The 17,281-nt window shown below is 41.1% G+C and carries 15 protein-coding genes; 11 read left to right on the forward strand and 4 right to left on the reverse strand.

Features of this window, described 5'->3' with window-relative positions; genetic code table 11:
• Window positions 1-137 precede the first annotated feature (137 nt).
• Complete coding sequence (gene purD, locus AQ505_RS24730) at window positions 138-1,409, forward strand: phosphoribosylamine--glycine ligase (protein WP_062550621.1); 1,272 nt, start codon at window positions 138-140, stop codon at window positions 1,407-1,409.
• 103 nt (window positions 1,410-1,512) lie between these two features.
• Here purD and AQ505_RS24735 read toward each other — a convergent pair whose 3' ends face one another.
• Window positions 1,513-2,523: a hypothetical protein gene (locus AQ505_RS24735; RefSeq protein WP_062550622.1), complete on the reverse strand. Its 1,011-nt coding sequence runs from the start codon at window positions 2,521-2,523 to the stop codon at window positions 1,513-1,515.
• Between the two features lie 86 nt (window positions 2,524-2,609).
• Window positions 2,610-3,467: a DUF6266 family protein gene (locus AQ505_RS24740; protein WP_062550623.1), complete on the reverse strand. Its 858-nt coding sequence runs from the start codon at window positions 3,465-3,467 to the stop codon at window positions 2,610-2,612.
• Between the two features lie 490 nt (window positions 3,468-3,957).
• Between AQ505_RS24740 and AQ505_RS24745 the strand changes: the two genes are divergently transcribed.
• The 6 genes from AQ505_RS24745 to AQ505_RS24770 are packed head-to-tail and all read left to right on the forward strand — an operon-like array spanning window position 3,958 to window position 10,005.
• The gene (locus AQ505_RS24745; protein ID WP_062550624.1) at window positions 3,958-5,682 is read left to right on the forward strand and encodes an HAD-IIIC family phosphatase; all 1,725 of its coding nucleotides are present in this window, start codon (window positions 3,958-3,960) and stop codon (window positions 5,680-5,682) included.
• A gap of 11 nt (window positions 5,683-5,693) precedes the next feature.
• The gene (locus AQ505_RS24750; protein WP_062550625.1) at window positions 5,694-5,930 is read left to right on the forward strand and encodes an acyl carrier protein; all 237 of its coding nucleotides are present in this window, start codon (window positions 5,694-5,696) and stop codon (window positions 5,928-5,930) included.
• A 25-nt stretch (window positions 5,931-5,955) separates the two neighbouring features.
• Window positions 5,956-6,363, forward strand: coding sequence for a VOC family protein (locus tag AQ505_RS24755; RefSeq protein ID WP_062550626.1), 408 nt, complete (start codon window positions 5,956-5,958; stop codon window positions 6,361-6,363).
• A gap of 2 nt (window positions 6,364-6,365) precedes the next feature.
• Window positions 6,366-7,820, forward strand: coding sequence for an MBOAT family O-acyltransferase (locus tag AQ505_RS24760; protein ID WP_062550627.1), 1,455 nt, complete (start codon window positions 6,366-6,368; stop codon window positions 7,818-7,820).
• Between the two features lie 5 nt (window positions 7,821-7,825).
• Window positions 7,826-8,734, forward strand: coding sequence for a hypothetical protein (locus AQ505_RS24765; RefSeq protein WP_157262553.1), 909 nt, complete (start codon window positions 7,826-7,828; stop codon window positions 8,732-8,734).
• Window positions 8,735-8,736: 2 nt separating this feature from the next.
• Entirely contained in the window at window positions 8,737-10,005 is a 1,269-nt protein-coding gene (locus AQ505_RS24770; protein WP_062550629.1) for a sialate O-acetylesterase, read from the forward strand.
• A gap of 115 nt (window positions 10,006-10,120) precedes the next feature.
• On the opposite strand, the gene AQ505_RS24775 is transcribed toward AQ505_RS24770, so the two are convergent.
• The gene (locus tag AQ505_RS24775; RefSeq protein WP_062550630.1) at window positions 10,121-11,269 is read right to left on the reverse strand and encodes a TlpA disulfide reductase family protein; all 1,149 of its coding nucleotides are present in this window, start codon (window positions 11,267-11,269) and stop codon (window positions 10,121-10,123) included.
• 124 nt (window positions 11,270-11,393) lie between these two features.
• Entirely contained in the window at window positions 11,394-12,575 is a 1,182-nt protein-coding gene (locus tag AQ505_RS24780) for a formimidoylglutamase (RefSeq protein ID WP_062550631.1), read from the reverse strand.
• A gap of 35 nt (window positions 12,576-12,610) precedes the next feature.
• Here AQ505_RS24780 and AQ505_RS24785 point away from each other — a divergent pair, with 35 nt between their 5' ends.
• The 4 genes from AQ505_RS24785 to AQ505_RS24800 all read left to right on the forward strand — a co-directional run bounded on the left by AQ505_RS24785 (window position 12,611) and on the right by AQ505_RS24800 (window position 17,193).
• Window positions 12,611-13,627 carry an NAD-dependent epimerase/dehydratase family protein gene (locus tag AQ505_RS24785; protein ID WP_335337981.1) on the forward strand — a complete coding sequence of 339 codons (1,017 nt, stop codon included), beginning with the start codon at window positions 12,611-12,613 and terminating at the stop codon, window positions 13,625-13,627.
• 4 nt (window positions 13,628-13,631) lie between these two features.
• Complete coding sequence (locus AQ505_RS24790) at window positions 13,632-14,930, forward strand: HAD-IB family phosphatase (protein WP_062550633.1); 1,299 nt, start codon at window positions 13,632-13,634, stop codon at window positions 14,928-14,930.
• A 115-nt stretch (window positions 14,931-15,045) separates the two neighbouring features.
• On the forward strand, window positions 15,046-16,008 hold the full coding sequence (locus tag AQ505_RS24795; RefSeq protein WP_062550634.1) for a tryptophan 2,3-dioxygenase family protein: 963 nt from the start codon (window positions 15,046-15,048) through the stop codon (window positions 16,006-16,008).
• Between the two features lie 120 nt (window positions 16,009-16,128).
• Window positions 16,129-17,193 carry a branched-chain amino acid aminotransferase gene (locus tag AQ505_RS24800; protein ID WP_062550635.1) on the forward strand — a complete coding sequence of 355 codons (1,065 nt, stop codon included), beginning with the start codon at window positions 16,129-16,131 and terminating at the stop codon, window positions 17,191-17,193.
• The last annotated feature ends 88 nt before the right edge of the window (window positions 17,194-17,281 follow it).

Genomic DNA, 17,281 nt, shown 5'->3' on the forward strand with positions numbered 1-17,281 from the left:
AAATGAGCCATCCCTCCTCCTTTAATTTTAATATTCAAGTTAAACTGTGATAATTTCCCTAAAGCGGTATATTTGCCGGTAAGAACCGGGCAGGTACCCGATCCACCTACACAATTCAAACAAAAAACCATACATAGATGAATATCTTACTATTAGGTTCCGGCGGCAGAGAAAGTGCATTAGCCTGGAAAATGAGCCAATCTTCTCAATGTTCTCAACTGTTTATTGCACCAGGCAACGGTGGTACCGGCGCTTATGGAAAAAATATCAGCCTGAATCCTAATGATTTTGAAGCCGTAAAAGCTTTTGCATTAAAAGAAGCCATTGAACTTTTAGTAGTTGGTCCGGAAGAACCTTTGGTAAATGGTATCCATGATTTCTTTGCGAATGACTCGGAAGTATCGCACATCCCGGTAATCGGCCCTAAAAAAGAAGGCGCCATCCTGGAAGGAAGTAAAGATTTCTCTAAACAATTTATGGCACGCCATGGCATTCCAACTCCAGGATCAAGATCTTTCAGCAATGAAAGCCTGGAAGAAGGATTAAACTACCTGGCTTCACATTCCCTTCCAATTGTATTAAAAGCAGATGGTTTAGCCGCAGGGAAAGGTGTGTTAATCCTCGATACGATCGAAGAAGCACAATCAGAATTAAAACTGATGCTGGGTGGTAAATTTGGAAATGCCGGAAGTACGGTAGTTGTAGAAGAATTCTTAACAGGGATAGAGCTGTCGGTGTTTGTATTGACAGATGGTGAAAATTATGTTATACTTCCTGAGGCGAAAGACTATAAAAAAATCGGACAGGCAGATACTGGCCTGAACACCGGCGGAATGGGTTCTGTATCCCCAGTACCTTTCGCAGATGAAGCTTTCCTAAGTAAAGTAGAGCAGAAAATCATCATTCCTACGATCAATGGTTTAAAGAAAGACAAAATTGATTATACTGGTTTTATCTTCTTTGGTTTATTCAAAGTTGGTGATGAGCCATTAATTATAGAGTACAATTGCAGAATGGGCGATCCGGAAACGGAAAGCGTCATCCCACGTATCGAAAACGATCTGGTAGAGCTTTTCATGGCCACTGCTCAAAAGAAATTAAAAGACTATAAATTAACCATCAGCCCTAAAAATGCAGCAACCGTAATGATCGTTGCAGGTGGCTATCCTGGTGATTACGAAAAAGGTAAGACCATTACCGGTATTGACAACCTGCGCAATTCTCATGTGTTCCATGGAGGAACAAGCTTAGAAGGCGGTATTGTGAAAACTAACGGAGGTAGAGTACTTGCAGTAACCAGCTTGCAGGACAGCCAGTTTGATGCTTTACAATGTGCCACAGGCGATGCAGCACGCATTTACTTTGATGGTAAATACTTCAGAGAAGATATTGGGTTTGACCTGGTATAGGCTAAAGTAAAAAGGGGTTTGTTCTAAGAACAAACCCCTTTTTTATGTATATGAAACCTCCAAAAGAATCCCCGATAAAATAAATTATCCGGTATCAGAAATACTATTTCCTTTTCAGAGATTTACTACCAAAAAGATTATACCTCAATCCAAATGCCTGCTGACTGTCTACTACGCCATCCACAAAATGGAAAGATAAGACCAATTTAGCTTCCAGGTTTTTATAAACAATAGGACGCCAGGTCAGATCTGTTCTGTTGTAAGTTTTTGCCGTATAGAATTTATCGCCCATAATCAGGTGATGTCCTTCTCCTTTATAGAAGGAATTGACGATTCCAAATTTATGGTACTCCATATTTAATTCCAGCAACATGCCCTTTGGGGTCTTCCAGCCACCGACCGTACGAACACGTTCAAATGAGATCAATCCACCAGCACTCAGGGTTAAAGAATCCAGGAAAGTCTTCTTGGAAAGGTCCAATCCAACTTTTACACTTGCCGCACCATTGTCTTCCACATGGTCGTTAGGAATAGGAATACCTGGTCCTGCATTGTGCAGCATCATCGCATGATGAGATACAAAGAACAAATCCTTTTTATAAGTACCGGAGAAACCGAAAATAAAATTCTCTCTTGCGGTTGCAGTTTGTCTGCTGGTCCAATCAATGAAAATGATTTGTTTCCAATTTTCATTCTCATACTTCACCAACATCCCTTCAATATTAGGGCGGTAGTAGCTTAAAGTGTCATTTAATATGGCACGCGGAAAATCAGAGATCAATCCCTGTCTTGGAAAAGCCCCCAGATAAAAATTCCAGTCCTTTTTCATGTACTGGTAATAAGCTACCGGTGCAATACTGGTCGTAAATTTTGGCGATCCAAATTCATGGAACGCATTAAATCCAATTCTGATTCTGTGGGTGCTATCCACCAGCAAGCCTACTTCAGGAGAAACGCGCATTCCAAAAATAGTTTCAGAAAAGCGGTTTGATCTGGAGTATTCTCTGTTATCAGCAAAGCCATGGAAGTTTAAATTACCTTCCAATTCTTGGGCATAAGTATCCGTAATGGCCGTAAATAGTACAGCAAAAATGAGTAGTAAACGAATCCGCATAGGTTGTTTTTAGGGTTCAAATCGTTAAAATAAAACGAAGCCCAAAATTAATATATAATTCCACTATCCGGCAATTAAAAATAAGGCTAAAATCCCCTTGTTTTTGCTTGTCGCGATCGCCACTGATCCAGTAAAACTAAGTACTCCGTTTCTAGATTTCGAAAAACCTTGCCAGAGAGCCGCGCTGCAGGTTTCAGCTTCATTTGTGCCTCATATTGCGTACTGATCTGTTCATATCGCAGATTGAATTGCAAATCCAAACCACGTTTTTTCTCTTTAAATTCGGTAATTTTAGGATCTTCATAAGTACCGTTTAGATTGCCCAAATAGACCGTATCAGAAACGGAGTCATGGTTTGCAGCTCTTAAAAACAAATAAACCTCCATAGGCTGCTGCACTTCTTCTTCGGATAAATCCAGAAAAGCAGTACCATCTTTCCTTTTCGCAAAATTCAGCTCGATCTTTTTCTTTCCTATCGCCGGAAAACAAACCGCCAGTTGTAAAGTATCATCATATTGCGCTCCTGTACCATAAGAATAAGCCGAATCCCAGCTGATCTGTAGTCCTGCGGAGGTTTTCTCCATGCGAAGGTCATTCGGATTGATTAAAGTCCCCTTACTGAGCTGCACGCTCTTATAATTGATGCTAATGTTGGGGTATGCACCCTGCAGGGCATTCTTCTTAATCTGAGAAACAGCCAGATTGTGTTGGTTCCTGATTGTTCCACGCGTTTCCAATTCGAAACCATTATTGATAAAATCCTTCAGTTGGCTCAGAAAACGGGTAGTCACAGCCATCGACTGGTGATTTGCCTGCTGCTTTAAACTCGGTTTTCCGGGTTTGCCAATACCTCGCATCACGGGTTGTCCATTGAGCTCATAATAAACTATTCTCCCAATTTTACCACTTGGCCATCCATGAAGGCCCTTTTTTCCTATTGCCATAATATTATTCCTTTTTATATGTAAACAGGCAACAACAAGATGATGACACAATAGTTTCCCTACAATGCCAATTTACCTTAATATAGAATCATACTCAATATCATTAGGCATTAAAGAAGAGCGGCGTCATCCTTCGGGAACTGCTTTCATCTGAACAAATCAGCGGCGTACCAGAAGAGCCCTTGGAAGGGTATAAGGCCGGCTTAGGCCCCGGCAACCCCCTCAAAAAAACCATTAAACATCCAAAGAGATGAAGTCTCTTCCAGTGCAGTACTCAGTAGTTTTTTCCCTCATTTAACCAAACCTCTCCCCGAATCTCCCCAGCCAAATTACAGCTCACAGTACAACAACACTGTGCCAGCAAGTTAGCGAAACTTTACTCTGCTCTTAGTTAGAAAAAATAGCTATTTTCGCAAAAACAATTATTAGGTTTGGGTAGCTTATTCACTGAAATAAAAACCCCGAACTTTAGCATTCTTTTTATACCTATATGATATCTTTTAAAGAACTTAAACGCAATTTAAAAAAAGACAGCACAACACTTCCAACTCGGAAAGTTGCACTTCTGGGCGATGCCGCTACTCAATTCCTGGCGGTGGCCATCCAAGGAATGGGCTATGAAAGAAACTATAATATAGATTTATTCGAAGCAGAATACAACCAGATCGAGCGTCAGATATTAGATCCTACATCGGATTTTTATGACTTTGCTGCCGATTACTCCGTTGTATTTCAATCTACCCATAAACTGCTGGAAAAATATAGTACCTCAGCAGTTGCGGAACAGATAAACCTGGCCGATGATCGACTTGATTTTATCCGAATGCTCTGCAATTCCGTTTCAGGCCGCATTATCTATTATAACTATCCTGAAATCGAAGATACCGTTTTTGGCAGTTATGCCACAAAGGTTCCTTCCTCTTTTACCTTTCAAGTTCGTAAACTGAATTTTGAACTGATGAAAATTGCACAGGAATATCCGAACTTTTTCATCTGTGACATTGCAGGATTACAAAATAAATTCGGACGCGACCAGATGTTCAATAGCCATGTGTATGTGAGTACAGAAATGGTGCTGAGCCTCGACATCCTTCCTTATGTTGCTTCCCGGACACTGGATATTTTATGCGCCGTAGAAGGAAAGTTCAAGAAATGTCTGGTACTCGATCTTGACAATACCACCTGGGGAGGCATCGTTGGTGATGACGGATGGGAAAATATTCAGGTAGGTCATGGATTAGGCATTGGTAAAGCATTTACCGAATTCCAGCAATGGGTTAAAAAACTTAAAAATCGTGGGATCATCATCTGCGTATGTAGTAAAAACGATGAAGATAAGGCAAGAGCTCCTTTTGAACTCAATCCGGAAATGGTGTTAAAAATCGATGATATCGCCGTATTTGTAGCCAACTGGGATAATAAAGCCGATAACATCCGACTGATCCAAAGCATTCTTAATATCGGATTTGACTCCATGGTATTCCTGGACGACAATCCATTTGAACGCAATATGGTGCGGGAAAATGTACCGGACATTACCGTTCCGGAGCTTCCTGAAGATCCAGGCGAATACCTGGAATATCTGTATTCCCTAAACCTTTTTGAAACCGCTTCCTACTCTAATGCAGATGCCGAAAGAACACAGCAATATCAGGTAGAACACCAGCGCGCTTCTCTATTGAAAACATTTACCAATGAAGCAGATTTCCTAAAATCATTGGACATGGTGTCGGAAGTAAAAAACTTCGATTCTTTCAACAAAGTCCGTGTGGCACAATTATCGCAAAGGAGCAACCAGTTTAACCTCCGCACGGTTCGCTATACGGAGGCCGAAATTGAAGCTTTAGGACAAGATGATCAATATGCCAGTTTCTCTTTTGACTTGTCCGACAAGTTTGGAGATAACGGGCTGATTTGTGTCATCATCCTGAAGAAAGAAGACGCGGAAACGCTATTTATTGACACTTGGTTTATGAGCTGCAGAGTGCTGAAACGCGGCATGGAAGATTTCACCTTAAGCAGACTTATTGCTTATGCGAAAGAAAACGGCTTTAAACGCATTGTTGGCGAGTACCTGCCAACCGCAAAAAACCAAATGGTAGAGGCACACTATCCAAAACTTGGCTTCCAGAAATTGGAAGGCACTGCAGAATTGCAGTTTGAGCTGGATGTAGACCAATACCAAAGCAAAGAATTTTATATTAGCCACAAATAAAAAACACGATAATGGAACGTAATGAGATTTTAGGAAAAGTGCAGGAAATTTTCCGCGACGTATTGGATAACGAAGAAATTGTATTGACCCCTGAAACCACTGCCGATGATGTAGAAGATTGGGACTCATTGACACACATTCAATTGATTGTAGGTATTGAGAAAGAAATGAAAATCAAATTCACCTCTAAAGAGATCCTTTCCTGGAAAAATGTTTCGGAAATGATAGATTGTATTGCCAGTAAATAATTAAACGCCTAGCAAAAAAATAACGGTGCTCAAAGATTCTAACTTTCATCACATTGGCTATGTTACCGACAGCATAGCCAATACTTCCGACTTCTATTTACAGACCGGCTATCAGGCCACTGAAATCATTGAAGACGAAATTCAACGGGTTTACATCTGTTTTCTCCATAAAACAGGCTTTCCAAGAATAGAGCTGATCCAACCTATTGATGAGCTTTCTTCGGTTAACAAAATTCTAAAGAAAACCGGCGTTGCTCCTTATCATGTCTGCTATGAAGTTGCAGATATCCATCTGGCTTATGACGAGTTGGTAGAAACACTGGGATTTATTCCCTTGTTCCGCCCCGTGGAAGCCATTGCATTAGAAAACAGACTCATCTGCTACCTCTATAAAAAAGAGGTCGGATTTATAGAACTGGTAAATAAAGATTAATAATGGTCGTAAATTCTATCAACTTCTTAATATTTTTCGTGGTCGTTTTTGCCGTTTACTTTTTTCCCTTAAAAGGTAAAGCTGCTGCGCAAAATATTTGGCTGCTCCTGGCCAGTTATTTCTTTTATGGCTTCGCAGAATGGAAAATGATCCCATTGCTGCTCGGCGCAACCCTTGTATTCTATGGATTAGGCAAAGCCATCGGAAAATATAGAGATCACAATGAAAAGTTAACCTCCATCCTCAGTACGATTGGTGTTTCCCTCGGAATTGGCCTATTGCTCTATTTCAAATACCTGAACTTTTTCATCAAGTCCTTCAGCGACTTTTTCAATGCCATCGGCCTCCAAACACATTGGAGTACCTTTAACATCCTGATGCCTTTGGGAATCAGCTTTTTCACCTTTAAACTCATCAGTTATCTCATAGAGATCCACCGCGGTCATATCGAACCCGCCAGGAATTTTGTAGATTTCGCAACTTATATCTCGTTTTTCCCAACCATCCTTTCCGGCCCTATTGACCGCCCGAAATCTTTTCTGGCGCAATTGTCTGTTGGACGGGTATTGGATTACGATCTGGCCTCGATCGGCTTAAAAAGAATCTTTTGGGGAATGTTCATGAAGATGTGCGTCGCAGACCGCCTAGCGATTTATGTAGATGCCATATTCGACAATTCTATTCACCATAACGGAACTTCCCTGGCTTTTGCTTCCCTGCTTTATCCCATCCAGATGTACGCCGACTTTGCCGGTTATTCTGAAATGGCCATCGGTGTAGGCTGCTTGCTGGGATTGAAAATTACGGAAAACTTTAAGCGCCCGTTCTTCTCACAAAATATTGCCGAATACTGGCGTAAATGGCACATCTCCCTTACTGGATGGCTGACTGATTACGTATTCATGCCTTTAAATATCCGCTTTAGAAATTTTGAAAAATGGGGCTCTATTTTCGCCATCATCATTACTTTCGTCCTCATTGGATTATGGCATGGTGCAGACTGGACTTTCGCCATTTTTGGCTTGTACCATGGTTTATTATACATTCCACTCATGCTTTCCGGGGCCTTCTTTAAAAAGAGTAAAATCAAAAAGAATGAAAGCGGGTTACCGAACTTCAGCAGTACAATGAAGATGCTGGGCACCTTTTTGTTGGTGGCCCTCGGACTCATCCTGTTCAGGTCTACCAGTCTGGCTGAAGCCGGAAATATCATGTTTAAAATCGCTACAGATTGGGGCGCTTTATTCTTCGATTTCAATACCCTAAGTAATGGACTGTTATGTCTGTTCATCTTATTCTGCAAAGATTTCAGAGATGAATTCTTCCCGGAGAAACATGCTTTTAAAACTGGATTTATCAACAAATACCGTTACGAGCTCACTATATCCGCTTATATCCTATTGATTCTGTTTTTTGGAATACTGGATGGCAATCAGTTCATCTATTTTAAATTTTAATGGAGATGAAAAAGTTCTTACAAAGATTACTCATTATTATTGTCATCACATTTGTTGCCGACAGAGCATTGTCCTATGTGGTCAATATTTTTTATAAAACAACCACCACTACCAACGAGCACAAATTGATTGCGGTGACCTACAAAATGACCGACCCGGTAGTGTTTATGGGCAGCTCAAGAGCACACCACCATTATGTTCCATCCATCATTAGTGACACCCTGAAAAAGGGCGTTTACAATGCCGGATTATGGGGGATGCGCAACATTTATTTTCAATATGGTCTGCTCAGCAATATTCTGGAAAGGTATACACCAGAAACGATCTGCCTGGAAATACACCCAACTGATTATCTGGAAACACCGTTTTCTACCACAGAAGCGGTAGGCCCACTTACCCCATTTATCGGTTACAGCCCAGGTTGTGATACGGTATTGAAACAGGCAGGATTCTATTACAAAGGAGAGGTATCCCATCTGTACCGCTATAACGGCGAGTTCGCGAACTTATTAGCAGGTAACCTCAGTACCCGAACTTTGGATGCCGACAAAGGTTATAAAGCCTTATATGGCAAATTAGACACTGCTATTGTAGCAATTAAACCAGAGAAATTTCCATTCCCAGTCAGTAAAGATAAATTGAAATACCTGCAGGCCTTTATCGATAAATGCAAAGAGAAGAAAATCCAGCTGATCCTGATCTATTCGCCAATGTATGCCGTAGAAAAAACAAATTTGTTTCAGGTACCAGATAGCATTGCAAAAAAGAACAACATCCCTTTTATCAATAACTATCAACAAGCCGGAATTACTGGTGATTCTCATAATTTCTTTGATTTTGGTCACCTCAATGATGAGGGTGCTAAAAAATATTCTGCTCTGATTGCTTCCGAATTGAAACAATACATTAAATAACCATGAAACAGCGCTTCTCCTACCTCCTACTGCTAGCAGTACTGGCCTTTACTGGCTGCCAAACAAAAACTTCGGAAAAAAAGACTGTTCTGGCCATCCCTGTTTACGGACAAAGTTTAGCATTGGGAGAGGAAGCCATCCGAATTACCGATTTTGATACCTTAGCTGCCACAACAAACCATACCGTCCTGACTGAAAATCTGGATGAAAACTTCGGATACCTGTCGGAAACTCCATTTAAACAATGGGTGAAAAAGGTAGTAAATGACCGCCACCGGGCATTTGAGCTCTCTGTATATGGCATGGCTGAGGTGGTATCTGCACACTTGAAAGAAAAAGGTTATGGAGATAGCCTGCTCATTTCTACCTTTCCCGGTGGACAAGGTGCTTCCGGCATTGCCGAAATTAGCAAAGGCAGCAAAGCTTATAAAAAATTCCTGGATGAAATCGAAGGCGCTTATCAAAAGGCCCAAGACAATGGCTGGAACTTTATCGTTCCTGCTTTCTGCTGGATGCAAGGCGAGGACGACATCGTATGGCTAAAATCCAAAAACTATAAAAAAGACCTTAAGCAGTTTCAGGTTGATTTCAACAGAGACGTAAAAGCCATTACAAAGCAACGTCAGGACATAGTTTGCATCAGCTACCAAACCAATTGTTTGACCCTTTCCAAAGATTTCAATGAAAATCATTTCAACAGCAGAGAGATGGGCATTCCGCAAGGACAATTAGATTTAATTCGCGAAGACAGCCTGTTTGTAGGCAGTGGTCCTACCTATCCTTATTCTTTCGTAGACGATCGCGTACACATTGATGGACTTTCTCAAAAAAGGCTGGGTTATTTAACTGGCTTATCCGTGATTCGACTGCTGGAATCTAAACCAAATACCGGCCTGCTGCCTACTGATTTTAAAGTTTCCGGAAATACTGTACTCATTAAATTTAATGTTCCTGCACCTCCATTGGTACTGGATACTACCGCAGTAAAATATGCAGCCAATTATGGCTTTAGCGTCATCAACTCCGAAAATGAAAACATTTTACAGCAGGTAACCTTAAAAGACAATGTGCTGAAACTTCAGTGTAAAAAATCCCCTTCAGGAGCCAAAGTAAGGTACGCTGTAAATGGGATGAAGGAAAAAAGCGGCTTTAAGCAAGGTCCAAGGGGGAATCTCAGGGACTCACAAGGAGCAGCATTAACTGCAACAATTCTTAAAAAATCTTACCCGCTGCACAATTGGGCATACCAATTTGATAAACTGGTCAATTAATATCCTATCGGATATAGGAGAAACCGGCTGAATAAAAAAATACCATTAACCAGAAAAGGTTGCCTAAACAGGCAACCTTTTCTGGTTATAAATATCTTCAGCGATTAAGCTTAAACTATTTTGATTTTGCTGCTCCTAAGATTTCAGCAAGTTTCGTTTGCAATTCTTCACCTCTGATATTTTTAGCGATGATTTTTCCTGTTGGATCGATCAGGTAATTCGCTGGAATAGATTTGATGCCGTACAATTGTGCTGCAGCATTGTTCCAGAAGTTTAAGTCTGAAACATGAGTCCAGGTTAAACCGTCTTTTTCAATTGCTTTCAACCAAGCGTCTTTTTGACCTGGACGGTCTAGAGAAACACCAAGAACTGTAAAGTTTTTGTCTTTAAAGTTGTTGTAAGCAGTCACTACGTTAGGATTTTCCTGACGACAAGGTCCACACCATGAAGCCCAGAAATCAAGCAGGACGTATTTACCTTTGAAATCAGATAATTTTACTGGTTTGTCGTTCACATCATTCTGCGTGAAATCTAAAGCCATTTGTCCTACCTGTGTGTTTTTCGCTGAGGCGATCATACCGGCAATACTTTTACCTAGATCAGTCCCTTTAACTGCAGCTGAGAATTTGTTAAACTGAGGCTCAATCACTGCTGGATCAGCATCATTTAAACTGCTGCCAAAAGCAACTAAAGCAACATAAGAATTTGGATTAGCGGCAATAAATACATTATTGATGCCTTCTAATTCTTTTTGAATGGCTTCATCACGGGCATATACCGTTTTCATATAAGCCTCATCTTTACGCTCAGCTTCATTTTTACTGCGGTATTCAGCCATTAATGCGGCACTTTTTTCCGAAACAGATTTAGTTAAAGCTTTATATTTTGTATTTTCATCATTTACTGCAGAACCTTTAATAGTTGCATATTTGATCGAATCTTTAGGGGCAACGATTTGGATTTCTTTCGGTTCTATGTAAAAAGCAATCACATCTGGAGTCACACGTGACTGTGGATCTACTACCGCATTGTCGTGTTTAATTCTGATTTGTGCCTGAGAAATTCCATTTACAGGACCCTGAAAAGTAAATTTACCACCTACAATCGCAGCGGAATCAGTCGCCTGAGTCTGACCTACTCTATAAGCAATATAAGCCTTTGCAGGTGCATTTAAGTTTCCTACTTTACCTTGAACGGTAAATTTGCCTTGCGACATACCTGCAATTGGCAATAAGCAAATTGCAGCGATGATTGATCTTTTCATTTAATATGATTTTTCGTTAGTTTAAATTTTAATGCGCTATAAAACAGAAAACTTACCTGTTTTAGTCGTCTATACTTCAAATATAAGGAAGCGTATACAGAATAACGTGAAATTCCCTATAAAATTACAATAGCTTTTGATAGGTTCTCCACCATAAATCGGGCATTTCTCCATTTACGGCCATTGTATAATCGTCGTATCGGCAAGGCACCAAATGGTAGCGTTCGTTCTTGGTAATTCCAGATGGATAAGGGACTTGCATCCACCACCTGTCTGACTTTTTACTCTTCACAAACAGCATGTCCCCGGAGCCGTCATTTAAGCTGGCGCGATAGATCAGGTATTGCGATTTTGGGGTGAGTGGGAAATCCTTTTTGCGGTTATAAAAGCCCTCTATGAAGTACCAGACCATTTGTGCAAGCAATAAAGCCGTTTGTCCGTTCTGGTCGAATGCCGGGTTAAACTCATAGAAACCGATGGAAGTCAGCTTGTCACTCATCCCTGCATAACGGGTAATGCGGCAGGCTTGTTCGCCATAAAAACCATTTGGCCCCGCATTGGCATTGGCCACGGCATCGGAAGATCTGATCGCCCCAATATCAAAGCTGATCATATTCGCATTTCGGATAATCGGCTCTGTTAAAGTGATGTCATTACTGAATTCCCCCAGTCGGTGGGCATCAAAATATAACTTACTCATGACCTCCAGGCTTTCCTGATTCACGAAATAAGTCTGGTAGCCCACATTGCTGAAGTTGAACAGGTAATTGGGCTGATGTAATAATATTTTATTAAGGTAGGTATCTGATTTTGCAGCCAGTCCTTCCTGATCTTCTTCGTCGAGGTCAAATTTACTGTCTACCACCACCAGGTCTACCTTTTGCTCCAGACTTTCATAAGCCAGGTATTGCGCATAAGTCAGGTCTTGACCGCCGCCAATAATTACCGGGATGATGTTCAATTTGATCAGTTCCCCTACTGCCATCTTTACCGCTACATAAGTATCAGAAATGGAAGCGCCAGGTTTGATGTTCCCAAGGTCGATGATCCTGCTGTTGAAAGCCCCCTCATGTAAGGCGTAAAATTGCGCCCTGAAATAGTCGGGACCAAGCCCACAGCCTTCATTATTTACTGCTGCGCGATCATCTTGTACGCCAAAAATTGCAATATCGTATTGATTTTCCCCAAGTTCCGGAAATTTATCGGTGTAAAATCCGGCCCGTAAACCTAACTGACTGGCATAGAATCCTTGTTTCGGTGCAAATTTATCGGGGTTGACTGGGGAGAAAAAATCTGATAATGACATATTGTATTATAAATGTATCTGTCAAATATCTATTTTTGAGATCATATTTTAATGAACATCCTAAAAATAATGAAATGATATTGGTTACCGGTGCTACTGGATTTTTAGGGGCAGAATTAATACATCAACTTACGGGACAAGGAATTAAGCTTCGTGCATTAAAGCGCGAGCATTCTGTGATTCCAGCGATCCTGAAAGACAATACCCTGATCAGCTGGGTGGTTGCAGACCTGAATGATTTTTCTACGCTGGAAGATGCTTTTGAAGGCATTTCGCAGGTGTATCACTGTGCAGCCATGATTTCTTTTGATCCAAAAGACAAAGCGAAATTACTGAAAGTAAACATTGAGGGCACCAGTAATGTGGTGAACCTTTGCGTAGAAAACCAGGCGAGGCTTTTGCATGTCAGCTCTGTGGCAGCATTAGGAAACGCGAAAAAAGATGCGCTCATTACCGAAAAAGATTTCTGGGAATACGATTCCAAAGCACATAGCTATGCCATTTCCAAATATGAAGGAGAAATGGAAGTATGGCGCGGCATTGCCGAAGGACTAGATGCGGTGATCGTGAATCCATCTGTCATCATTGGTGCTCGGGCCGGATTTGAAGGCAGCGGTGCGATTTTTAAACTCGTAAGAGATGGCCTCTCTTTTTATACAAAAGGGGCTACAGGTATTGTAGATGTGGAAGATGTAGCGAAATGTATGATCGCTTTAATGAATAGCAGCATCAGCGAAGAGCGTTTTACGATCTCCGCAGAAAATTATAATTACCAGCGCTTCTTTGGCGAGATTGCTAAAGGTTTTGGTGTCAAAGCGCCATCAAAAGAAGCGAAACCATGGATGCTGGGTATCGCCTGGAGGGCTGCAAAACTGGCTTCCCTATTTACGGGAAAACCTGCTGCCTTAACCAGTGATGCCGCAAGAAGCAGTTTGAATGAAAGTTTATACAGCAATAAAAAGATAATTGATACGATTGGAATAACCTTTAAGCCCTTGGATCAGAGTGTGGCGGAAACTTGCCAGGCCTTGAAACAGGTTTCACTTCATTAAAATTATGAACCAGAAGAACATTTACATCATTGATTTCGACAGCACCTTTACACAGGTAGAGGCATTGGATGAGCTGGCCCGTATCTCCCTAAAAAAGCATCCTGATAAGGAAGCCATCTTCAAAAAGATTGAGGATTATACCAACCTGGCCATGGAGGGAAAACTTTCCTTCGGCGAGAGCTTAGCACAAAGGGTAAAACTTTTGGAGGCTACAGAAGATCATTTGAAACAGTTGATTACCCGCTTAAAGAAAAAGGTATCTGCCTCTTTCTCCCGCAATGCAGATTTCTTTAAGAAACATGCAGATGAAGTATTGATCGTTTCTGGTGGTTTTAAGGAGTTTATCACCCCTGTGGTGAGCCAATATCACATCAAAAAAGAAAACATTTATGCCAACACCTTTGTCACCACGGGAGACGGCAAAATTATAGATTATGACCATTCTAATCCTTTAAGTGAGGAAGGTGGCAAAGTGAAATTAATGCAGCAGCTAAACCTGGAAGGCAATCTTTATGGTATCGGCGATGGCTATTCTGATTTCCAGCTGAGGGAAAGCGGACTGATCAAGAAGTTTTACGCTTTTACAGAGAACATTTCCAGAGAAAGCATTGTTAAAAAAGCAGACCATGTAACGCCAAGTTTCGACGAGTTTTTATATGTGAACAACCTGCCAAGGGCAATTTCTTACCCTAAAAACAGGATCTTATGTCTAGTGATCGGGGATGTGAATCCTGAAAGTATCGCCTTGCTGAAAAAAGATGGGTTTTCTATCCGTCATAAAACTTCATTTGAAGACAAGTATGTGGCAGATGTACACATGCTGCTATTGGCTGATGGCGAGAAACTGACATTGGATCAATTGACCAAAGCAGTAAAATTAAAGACCATTGGTTACCTTGGGCAATCTAAAAACAAGATCGACCTGGCTGCTTGTACCAAACAGGGAGTAGTGGTATTTGACGATTTAAAATCCAACCCAAGAAACCTGACTTTCATTCCTAAGCGAATGATTGACTTTATGAATACAGGAACCACTCATTTGAGTAATAACTTCCCGAACCTGCAATTGCCAAGAATTGAAAAATCACACCGTCTGATCCATATTCACAAAAACGTTCCGGGAATTATGGCGAAAATCAATACCGTATTTGCAAAACACGACATTAACATTGTCGGACAGTTTCTGATGACTAATCCGGAGATCGGTTATGCGATTACCGACATCAACTCGGAGTACGACAAACAACTTTTTAAATCTCTGAAGAAAATTGAACATACCATTAAATTCAGGGTATTGTACTAGTGATTCAGGGGAATGCGCTGAGTAATCTGACTGATACTAAAATCGATTAAGGCTCTGCCTGTTTAGAGAAGATATCGTAAGGAACATTCAGCGCATTGGCAATATTGATTAAATCATGGAACTCACCCCACAAATTAAAGATAAACTGGACAAGCTGCAGGAAAAGTATGCAGCGATGGGCCAGGATATGTCGGCCTACCTGGATGGCTTATTATATGCAGATTTCTTAACGTATTGGGATTATATTCATTTGGATACCCTGCTCAGTTTGCAGCATCCAAAGACCTCTTTCCCTGACGAAGAGATTTTCATCATGTATCACCAGATTACAGAGTTGTATTTTAAACTTTGTTTACATGAATTCAACCAGATTGCAGCCGCTAAAGAAACCTTGACCGCTACCTTTTTTACGGATCGCGTGAAAAGAATCAACGCTTATTTTACAGCTTTGGTTTCTTCTTTTGAGGTCATGGTAAATGGCATGGAAAAGGAACAATTTCTGAAATTCCGCATGTCGTTATTACCAGCAAGTGGTTTTCAATCCGGTCAGTACCGGATGATAGAGATTTCTGCAACTGATTTTATACGCCTTGTAGAGAAAGATAAAAGAACAGCATTGAAAGATGCTTCTATTGAGGAGCAGTTTGAAAATATTTATTGGAAAGCTGGCGCGACAGAACTGGCCACGGGCAAGCAAACGCTCACTTTAAAGCAGTTCATCAACAAATATGCAACGCAATTTTTACAATTGGTGAAAGACCGTCAGGACAGCAATTTCTCCGCGCTTTACCATCAATTGAAAAGTCAGGGAGCTGAGCTCGGTGCTTTAGAAGAAGAGCTGAGAAAACTGGATCTTTTTGTGAATGTGGAATGGCCGCTTTCGCATTATAAATCCGCAGTGCGTTACCTGGAAAGAGATCCAGTAGACATTGCCGCAACCGGTGGTACAAACTGGCAGAAATATCTGCCTCCGCGTTTTCAAAAAAGAATCTTCTACCCTTTCCTATGGACGGAAGCACAAATGGAGGAATGGGGCAAAGGATGGGTGATCAGCGTACTGAAAGATTTACGGAGCTAGGCAAGAAAAACAAGGGAGCTTAGTGTAAGTTAAACACCAATAAAGCCCCTTTTTAAATACAAATAAAACAAATAAGAGTGGCAATTTTTAGTAGATTTGCCTATAGAAATACGAATTGAAATGAACGAGACACTGGATATAACCATCACGAAAACTGAACAAAGCAGACTAACTGTAACAGACTTTTCACAACTTCCCTTCGGAAAGGTGTTTTCCGATCACATGTTTATTGCCGATTATGAAGATGGTGCATGGAAAAACTTACGAGTGCTTCCTTATGGCCCTATTCCAATGAGCCCGGCAATCTCTGCCCTACATTATGGACAGGCGATTTTTGAAGGCATGAAGGCTTACCGTCAACCAGATGATACGGTTAGTGTATTCAGAGCGGACAAGAATTTTGAGCGTTTTAACAAATCAGCAGCGCGTATGGCGATGCCAGCTATTGATGAAGATATTTTCATGAAAGGCATTGCAGCTTTAATTGACATCGATAAAAATTGGGTACCTAACCAGGACGGTTACTCTCTATATATCCGTCCGGTAATGTTCGCTACAGACCCTTACCTGGGTGTTAGAGCATCAGACACCTATACTTTCGCTTTATTAACTACCCCAACAGGTCCTTACTACAGCAAAGCTTTAAAAGTAAAAATTGAAACAGAATATACCCGTGCCGATGAAGGTGGTGTAGGCTTTGCCAAAACTGCTGGTAACTATGCGCGTTCTTTATTCCCATTTGCGGAAGCTACGAAAGCTGGTTTTGACCAGTTGATCTGGACAGATGCGGTAACGCATGAGTTTATCGAAGAAGCAGGAACAGCGAATCTGATCTTTGTGATCGATGGTAAACTGGTGACCCCTTCGGTAAGAAGCACTGTGTTAGATGGCGTAACACGTGACACCATTATCAAATTGGCTAAACATGCTGGTATTGAAGTGGAAGAGAGACGTGTAAGCGTAAAAGAAGTGATTGAAGGAATTGAAAACGGTCGTTTAACAGATGCTTTTGCAGCTGGTACTGCCGCTACAGTGACGCCAATCGGTGAAATCGGTTACGAAGGTAAATTATATACTTTAACAGATCCTGCAACACGTACCATTTCTGCAGGGATCGCGAAAACATTAAATGACATCCGTTACGGACTTGCTCCGGATGAATTCGGATGGAATTTTATCTTGTAAATTTACAGCACATTGCTGTAAATAATTTTTGTGAGGCGCCTTTGAACCAGGGCGCCTTTTTTTTATTAGGTTTATCCTTAACACACAA

Source organism: Pedobacter sp. PACM 27299 (genome assembly GCF_001412655.1).
Taxonomy (GTDB): Bacteria; Bacteroidota; Bacteroidia; order Sphingobacteriales; family Sphingobacteriaceae; genus Pedobacter.